The 8174-nt window shown below is 69.6% G+C and carries 7 protein-coding genes and 1 other RNA gene; 1 reads left to right on the forward strand and 7 read right to left on the reverse strand.

The features are described 5' to 3' along the window. Positions 1 to 1043: ammonium transporter (locus Q0066_RS11685; RefSeq protein ID WP_298133080.1), on the reverse strand; the 1043-nt coding region annotated here is incomplete at its 3' end. A 246-nt stretch (positions 1044 to 1289) separates the two neighbouring features. Here Q0066_RS11685 and raiA point away from each other — a divergent pair. Then, on the forward strand, positions 1290 to 1910 hold the full coding sequence (gene raiA / locus Q0066_RS11690; protein ID WP_298133082.1) for a ribosome-associated translation inhibitor RaiA: 621 nt from the start codon (positions 1290 to 1292) through the stop codon (positions 1908 to 1910). A 230-nt stretch (positions 1911 to 2140) separates the two neighbouring features. Here raiA and Q0066_RS11695 read toward each other — a convergent pair whose 3' ends face one another. The 6 genes from Q0066_RS11695 to ssrA all read right to left on the reverse strand — a co-directional run. Continuing rightward, positions 2141 to 2833, reverse strand: coding sequence for a phosphoribosyltransferase family protein (locus Q0066_RS11695; protein WP_298133084.1), 693 nt, complete (start codon positions 2831 to 2833; stop codon positions 2141 to 2143). A gap of 69 nt (positions 2834 to 2902) precedes the next feature. After that, a complete protein-coding gene (locus tag Q0066_RS11700; RefSeq protein WP_298133086.1) occupies positions 2903 to 4657 on the reverse strand; it encodes an LpqB family beta-propeller domain-containing protein in 1755 nt (584 codons plus the stop codon). After that, a complete protein-coding gene (gene mtrB, locus Q0066_RS11705; protein WP_298133088.1) occupies positions 4654 to 6204 on the reverse strand; it encodes an MtrAB system histidine kinase MtrB in 1551 nt (516 codons plus the stop codon). The genes Q0066_RS11700 and mtrB overlap by 4 nt, the downstream gene beginning before the upstream one ends. Then, a complete protein-coding gene (gene mtrA / locus Q0066_RS11710; RefSeq protein ID WP_298133089.1) occupies positions 6201 to 6911 on the reverse strand; it encodes an MtrAB system response regulator MtrA in 711 nt (236 codons plus the stop codon). The genes mtrB and mtrA overlap by 4 nt, the downstream gene beginning before the upstream one ends. 171 nt (positions 6912 to 7082) lie before the next feature. Continuing rightward, complete coding sequence (locus Q0066_RS11715) at positions 7083 to 7646, reverse strand: YqgE/AlgH family protein (RefSeq protein WP_298133090.1); 564 nt, start codon at positions 7644 to 7646, stop codon at positions 7083 to 7085. A gap of 161 nt (positions 7647 to 7807) precedes the next feature. Continuing rightward, positions 7808 to 8174: a transfer-messenger RNA gene (ssrA, locus tag Q0066_RS11720) on the reverse strand; the annotation flags it as partial.

Raw genomic sequence — 8174 nt, forward strand, 5'->3', positions numbered from 1 at the left:
GGATCGGCCAGCAGACCGATCAGCAGGGTGCCGACCAGACCACCGACCAGGTGGACGCCGACCACGTCGAGCGAGTCGTCGAAGCCGAACTTGAACTTGAGGCCGACCGCGTAGGCACAGGCCACGCCGGCCACCAGGCCGAGGATGATCGCGCCGATCGGGCTGACCGCGCCGGCCGCCGGGGTGATCCCGACCAGGCCCGCGACGATTCCGGACGCCGCACCCAGCGAGGTGGGATGGCCGTCCCGGAGCTTCTCCACCAACAGCCAGCCGAGCATCGCGGCCGCGGTGGCGGCCAGGGTGTTCACCCAGGCCAGGCTGGCCAGGCCGTTGGCGGCAGCGGCCGAACCGGCGTTGAAGCCGAACCAGCCGAACCACAGCAGCGCGGCGCCGAGCATCACCAGGGTCATGTTGTGCGGACGCATCGGCTTGCTGCCGAAGCCGATCCGAGGACCGACGACCAGCGCCAGGGCCAGGGCTGCGGTACCGGCGTTGATATGGATGGCGGTGCCGCCGGCGAAGTCGATGGCCTTGATCTGGTTGAGGATCCAGCCTCCCACCAGCCCGGATTCCGGATCACCCAGTGCGAACACCCAGTGCGCGGCCGGGAAGTAGACCAGGGTGCCCCACAGGGCGGCGAACAGCGTCCAGCCGCCGAACGAGGCACGGTCGGCGATGGCGCCGGAGACGAGGGCGACGGTGATGATGGCGAAGCAGGCCTGGAAGGCGACGAACGCCAGGGCCGGGTAGCTGGCTTCGGGATCGTTGGTGAGCAGGCTCTCGAGTCCGGCGAACTCGAACGGGTTGCCGATGATGCCGGCACCCCCGACGGAGTTGCCGAACGCCATGCTGTAGCCGAACAGCACCCACAGGACGCCGATCACACCCATCGAGATGAAGCTCATCATCATCATGTTCAGGACGCCCTTGGCACGGACCATGCCACCGTAGAAGAAGGCGAGACCGGGGGTCATGAGCAGCACCAGCGCGGCACTGGTCAGGATCCAGGCGGTGTCGCCGGAGTTGAGTTCTAACAGGGTCATGCCGCAACGATCACCCGCCGGTGTTTCGCCGGAGTTCGAGTCCGGTTACGCCACGATTTCGTGGTGTTACAGCTGTATTGCCGACCAATCGGCGACGCACAGGTGAGAGCCTGGTAAAGCCCAGGGTGCGCCAGTAGGTTGGGCACATGGCGCCAGGGCCACAGACCTCGCATCAGGGGTAGTGCCAGGCGCCTTTCGGGTTCCGCCCGGCTCGTCGAGTCGGGCCCGATCGATCAGGAGGTTGCAGTGGACGTTCTCGTCACCGGCCGGCATTGCCAGATCAGCGACGACTTCCGTGCGCGCGTCACCGAACGACTGCGCGGTGTGGAGAAGTTGCGGGATCGGGTCATTCGGGTCGAGGTCCAGGTGTCGGCGAATCCGCACGCCCGACAACCCGACCAGGCGACCGCTGTGGAGATAACTCTGCGCAGCCGCGGTCCCGTCGTGCGGGCCGAGGCCAGTGCGGACGAGAAGCTGATCGCCTTCGAGCACGCCCTCGACCGGCTCAAGTCGCAACTGCGCCGGGCAGCCGACCGCCGCAAGGTGCACCGCGGACTCCGGGCGGGTCAGCAGTTCGGTGCTCCGCCACTACCCACCCCGCAGCACGAGGAAGATCGTCCGGAGATCCGCAAGATCGCCGGCCTGGAAGTGCATGGCGACGGGCCACTGGTCGTCCGCGAGAAGCTGTTCAAGGCCACTCCCCTGACCCTGGCGCAGGCGCTGGACGAGATGGAGTTGGTCGGTCACGACTTCTTCCTTTACGTGGACGCCGAAAGCGGCGCTCCCAGCGTGGTCTACCGCCGGAAGGCCTACGACTACGGCGTCATCCATCTCGACGTGGAGACCGCCGCCGAGCAGAGCGCCTGAGCCACGCACGTCGCCGTTTGATTGAGCTTGTCGTTGGTTGAGCTTGTCGAGAACCCCGGCAGTAGATGGGTCTCGACAAGCTCGACCAGCGGTGCCCACCACGGGCTCGCCCCGCGGTAGTCTCGGCAAGGCCGACCGCGGTACTTGAACCACCGCTGATTGAGCTTGTCGAAATCCCTTGTCGGAGGTGGGTCTCGACAGGCTCGACCAACGACAAGCTCGACCAGTGGTTACGGCGACCTCCAGCGGCGGCCGTCCCGACGCGGGGTGGCCGCAACCACTCCCGCCCCGAGCAACCGGTGGCCGGCAGCCTCCAGTTCGTGGGCCGCCGCGGTGAGCGTGGCACCGGTGGTGACGATGTCGTCGACCAGCACCACCTGTGCCGCCGGCCCCGGTAGGGCACGCAGGCTGTGCTGCCGGTTGACCGTCCGGTCGACGACACCCAGGCCCACCTGATCGCGGGTTCCCGCGGCGAGCACGAGCCCGCGCTGTGCCCGGATCTGCATGCCCAGCCGGCTCAGCCGCCGCGCCACACCCCTGGCCAACAGCCAGGTCAGGTCGAACCCTCGGGCGGCCACGGTGGCGCGGCTCGACGGGATCGGCATCACCACCACCGGTCCTGAACGCCAACTCTCCCGCAGCACCGCCGCCACGCTGCCCACCGCGAGTTCGGCCAGCAGCGGCACCAGTCCAAGGCCCTGTCGCTCCTTGCAGGCCAGGATCAGGGCGCGGAGTTCGTCGGCGTACTCGCCGCGTGCCCACACCACGCCGGCCAGATCGTCCAAGGGCACCGGACGCGGCGGCTGCCCGCGGACCAGCCGGGCGCATGCCGGGCAGCAGACCGGTCCGGGGCGTCCGCACCCGGCACAGCTACCGCCCCAGGCCAGGTCGGCTGCGGCCTCCAGCAGCCCGCGCCATCTCATCGTCCGAGTGTGCCGGGAGCGGCCCGTCCGGATGGAGTTATCCACAGCCTCGACGCGCCGAGGCCAACCTCAGGGCAGCGACACCGCCGCCACCCGGTCCAGCCACGGCTCCCAGGTGAAGCCGTCGACAAACCGCCAGGTCTGGCCGTCCGGTCCCCGCAGCACGGCCCGTCCCGACGGCGAGGACGCCAACTGCGCCAGTGCCGCCGTGTCATTGAGGCGGGCATCGGTGGCGACGGCGCCCTCACTGTCCACACCGACCACGCGCGCTCCGGTGCTACCGCCGAGCAGCACCAGCAGGCTGGCCGTCCCCGTCCACCCGACGTCGACCGGGGGTTGGCTGCTCTTCGCCCAGCTGGACGGCGTCAGCTGCCGCCAACCGATCACGCTCATGCCGGTGGGGCCCCGGACGACCGCCGCCACCCCCAGCACGGTGCGGCCCTGGTTCTCGATCACCAGCGCCACCCGGACGCCGTCGGGTGCCGGCGCGTAGCTGCGGATCCGGCCGGCCGGCAGCGCGTCGGTGTCGACGGACACCTCACGGCCGTCCCTGAGCGCCCGTAACCGGGCGCCTCGCGTCCGATCGAGAACCACCCACAATTCGCCCTGCCTGGTCCATCGCACCCGAGCGAAGCCCGAGCCGTTCAGGTCCTCTCGACTGGCACCGTCACGCACCGACACGGTGCGCACCCGGGTGCCGTCGTCGGTGATCAGCGCGAGAGTCTGGCCGTCCGCCCGGACGGCGAGCCCGCTGGCCGGCCGGGCGGTGCCGGGGAGCGGTTGCGGGGCCGCGAGCGGCTCCGACCAACTGGCCCGTTCGACCGCGTCGCCGCGCAGAAGGTAGACCCCGTCGCCCGGATCGGGTGGCACCGGCGCACCCTGCTCGAAGTCCGCCGTGGTGAGAACTCCTGTGCCGTTCAGTCCCCAGACGACCCCGTTCCCGCGCACCCTCACACTGAGCACGCCTTCCAGCGAGGACAGCGACCAGACCAGTTCGGCGGCCAGCCGGCGGCGCGCCGCCACGTCCAGCGCCTCGGTATCGCCGGTGAGTTCCACTGTCGCCATCCCCGCCGTACCGACGGTCACCGAGGACACTTCGAGGTGGTCCGACAGCGCCGGCGCATAGGCGGCCGAGGCCTGCGGTGCGGGGCCGGCGAGCACCGCCCGAGCGGTCGCCAGCATGCCGAAGGTGCCGGACGGGAAGAACCGCGGGTCGGGCACCAGCCAGTTGGCGGTGACATCCCAGAAGCAGACGTCGGCGCGCGCCCACGAGCCGGTGAACAGCGATTGAGAAACCAACAGACCGCGTGGTGGCCGGGAGATCCGCCACTGGTTCCCGGCGTCGCGGACCAGCCCGAAGTCGTGCAGATAGGGCGTGTCCACCGGGGTGAACGAGCCCCGCCGATCGAGCGTGCCCACCAGCGGTGCGGTCAGCACCACTCCTGCGTCGCTGACCTGGGGAGGAAAGCCGGCGGCGTAGATCTCGACCCCCGATTCGGGCTGCCAGGCCTCCGCCGCCCCCGGGGTGAGGAACTCGCGGGCCACCGCGTAGCCCGGCTGGTAGGTGGCCATCGCATGCAGGAAGCCCTCGACGATCAACCCGGGCGACGCGCCCTGCGCCGGCGGCACCGGTGCGATGTCGACCCCCGGGTTGGCCTGTTGCTCGGCCGGCGCGTGGTGCTCCACCGGTCCGCTGGTGGGCACCGTCACGCAGCCGGCCAGCAGGGCCAGGACGCACAGGGTGCCCACGACCGCCGCCGGCCACCGACCGGCGCCGGACGTCCGGACGAGACGTGCGCGCCGCGGCGGTTGCACCCTGTTCACGCCGTCACCCCCGCGTCGTCCGGCACCACCGGCCACGGCGAGGAGATGAAAGTCTCCCCCGCCTTGCGCGGCAGGGTGAGCCGGAACTGCGCGCCCTGGCCGGGCCGTCCCCAGGCGTTCAACCAGCCGTTGTGCAGTCGCGCGTCGCCCAGCGCGATGGCCAGGCCCAGGCCGCTGCCCCCCACGGTGCGGCGACGGGCCGGATCGGCCCGCCAGAATCGGTTGAAGACCAGGTGTGCCTCCGCAGCGCTGAAGCCGACGCCGTGATCGCGCACCGCCACGGCGACCGCACCGTCGTCGGCGCGCACATGCACGGTGACCGGGCGTCCCTCGCCGTGCTCGATGGCGTTGGTGATCAGGTTCCGCAGGATGCGTCGGATCCGCCGGGGATCCATCTCGGCCAGACACGGTGCGGGGGCGTCCAACTCCAACGTGATGCCGTACTGCTGGGCGAAGCGGTTCTGCGCGGTGAGCTCCTCGGCCGCGATCTGCACCAGATCGACCTCTTCCAGGCTCAGCTCGGCGGCACCGGCGTCGAAACGACTGATCTCGAGCAGATCGGTGAGCAGCTCCTCGAACCGGCCCACTTCGGCCGACAGCAACTCGGTGCTCCGTGCCGCGAGCGGGTCGAAGCTCTCCCGCTGGCCGTACAGAACGTCGGCGGCCATCCGGACGGTGGTCAGCGGAGTACGCAGTTCGTGGGTGACGTCGGAGACGAACTGCTGCTGCACCTGGGAGAGGTCCTCCAGTTCGGTCAGCTTGCGGTCCAGCTCGGTCGCCAGGTGGTTCATCGACCGGGCCAGCCCGGCCAGGTCCTCGGTGCCGCGTACCGCCATCCGATCGTCCAGGTGCCCAGAGGCCAACCGTTCGGCCGCCAGCCGGGCGGCCCGGATCGGACGCAACACCTGCACAGCGATCAGGTACACGGTGGCGACCACGCCGACCAGCACGATCAGACCGGCCACCACGGTCGCGCGCTGCACCACCGCGAGAGTCTCGGCTTCGGACTGCTGGGTGAACAGGAAATAGACCGGGTAAGGGGTGCCGCCGGGCGCGGTGAGTGCCGACCCGATCGCCAGACCGGGAACCGCCGGCCGGGCATCGGTGAATCGGATCTCGGTCGGCGTGGAGTAGATGCCGTCGGCACGCAGCACCGCCCGCCGCAACGACTCGGGCACGCTGCCGTACTCCACTCCGGCCGAGCCGATGTCCGAGACCGGACCGGCCACCACCACGTAGTACTGATTGCCGACCGAACCGCGGTAGGCGGCATCCCGGGCCAATTCGGTGAGCTGCTCGTTGATCGACGACGTGCGCGGGTTGAGGGTGCGCAGCGAGCGCTGCATGCCGTCCAGCACCACGGACGCCTCGGCCAGGCTGGCTTGCCGTTTGCCGTCCAGGATGCCGCGCGAGGACTGGTCCATCAGGAACCAGCCGGTGGCGGCCAGCACCGTCAGCGCCGCCACCAGCGCGGTCACCACCACCCGGAACGGCAGCGAACGCGACCAGGGCGTCCGGCGGATCCGGTCACCGGCCTCGACGGTCATGGGGCTTCGCGTGGCTCCCCGGCCCGGTAGCCGATGCCGCGGACGGTGACGATGATCTCAGGATGTTCGGGATCGCGCTCGATCTTGCTGCGCAGCCGTTGCACATGCACGTTCACCAGCCGGGTGTCGGAGGCGTGCCGGTAGCCCCAGACCTCCTCCAGCAGCAGCTCGCGGCTGAAAGCGTGCCGGGGACGCTTCGCCAACGCCAGCAACAGGTCGAACTCCAACGGCGTGAGCGTGAGCAGCTCGGAGCCGCGCCGCACGGTGTGCTCGGACACGCTGATGGTGAGGTCGCCGATGGGCAGGGTGCCGGCATCCTCGGCGGGCACGTGACGGCGCAGCCGGGTGCGGATCCGGGCCAGCAACTCCTTCACCTTGAAGGGCTTCGCCACGTAGTCGTCGGCACCGGCTTCCAAACCCTCGACCACGTCGCGGGTGTCGGACTTCGCGGTCAGCATCACGATCGGAACCCCGGACACGGCGCGAATATCGCGGCAGACGTCGACGCCGTCACGGCCGGGCAGCATCAGGTCGAGCAGCACCAGATCGGGGCGGTAGCGATGGAACGCCTCCACCGCGCGCAGGCCAGAACTACACCAGGAGGCATCGAATCCGTCGGCGCGGAGCACCAGCTGCAGCATCTCGGACAGTGCGACATCATCGTCGATCACCAGGATGCGTTGTGCGCGCTGTATTCCGTCCGACACTGCACTCCCTCGTTCCGGACGCCGACCGTTCCCGCAGTGTAACCCGCGACCCGAAAGCGGCGACGAGTGCTTGACTCGCTGGTCGAGCTTGTCGAGATCCCGGACTCCGGGCACGGCACAGGGTTTCGACAAGCTCAACCAACGGTGAGGCGCGGCGTTGGACGGCGCTTGTCAGTTCCGCTCGGGATGAGCGGTCCAGGTGGCGAGCAGCGCGAGGTCGCCGCCCTGACGTCGCAGCACCCTTCGCCACAGCGTGTCGGGGTCGCGGTCGTACACGTCGGCGTAGCTCGCCGGCACCACATGCCACCAGCCCTGCTCGAGTTCACGGTCCAGCTGTCCCGGCGCCCAGCCGGCGTAACCGGCGAAGATCCGCAGGTCGCGGTAGGCGCCCTCGGCGATCTCCACCGGGGTGTCCAGGTGCAGCAGGCCGACGGTGTCGAACAGTGACCGCCACCCGGGCGGTTCCTCGTCCGCGCGCTGCGGTGAGGCGAGGCAGATCGCGCCCTCCTGGGAGACCGGGCCACCTTCGAACAGCACCTGCGGCTCGCTGACCAGCGGCGCCCAGGCAGGCAGCGCGCTGCGCAGGTCGATGGTCGATTCGCGGTTGATCACGACGCCGAGCGAACCCGATTCGTCGGAGTCGAGCACCAGCACCACGCTCTGGTCGAATACGCCGTCGCCGAGCTCGGTGCTGGCCACCAGCAGCACGCCGGGCGTCACCTCGCCGGTCGTCATGCTCGCCCCCTCATGGCCCCAAGCATGCCACCGATGGTAGGCCCGGCGAGCATGCGGTTTCGCCTCGCGATGACGCCTTTGACCTGGATGCCGCGCCGCCTCACCTACTTGCGTCCAAGCCAAGAGGCCCCGCCGAGCATGTCGACGGGGCCCCGTGAACAGGGTGGAGGTGGGGGGAGTCGAACCCCCGTCCTCAGAAGGTGAACCAGGACTTCTCCGGGCGCAGTTGACTAGGCGGTTTTCTCGGCTCCTACCCTCGCGTCAACACGTGGTAGCCAAGCCCAGTTCCAGTAAAGTCCCGAGCCGCCCCTGGAACCCAGGCGGCTCAGCAAGCCTTCTATACGAGGCCAGTAACCGGACGGAAGGCTACGTCCGGGCTGACCCTTCGGTCACTGCTCAGGCAGCGAGAGCGAAGTCTGCGCGAGAATTGTCGGCAGTTATTGGTTTTCCAAGGATCGTTAACGAGATGTCCTTGGATCCTCGGCCCGCTTCTCCTGGGACTACCGTCCCGAGTCGAAACCAGTCACC

The sequence above is a fragment of the Micropruina sp. genome (assembly GCF_027492755.1).
Classification (GTDB): domain Bacteria; phylum Actinomycetota; class Actinomycetes; order Propionibacteriales; family Propionibacteriaceae; genus Micropruina.

What these genes read in the sequence shown, in the direction of transcription:
- Q0066_RS11695 (WP_298133084.1), bottom strand. Translation starts at nt 2,833, where the DNA reads ATGAGATGGCGCGGGCTGCTGGAGGCCGCAGCCGACCTGGCCTGGGGC.
- mtrB (WP_298133088.1), bottom strand. Translation starts at nt 6,204, where the DNA reads ATGACCGTCGAGGCCGGTGACCGGATCCGCCGGACGCCCTGGTCGCGT.
- Q0066_RS11715 (WP_298133090.1), bottom strand. Translation starts at nt 7,646, where the DNA reads ATGACGACCGGCGAGGTGACGCCCGGCGTGCTGCTGGTGGCCAGCACC.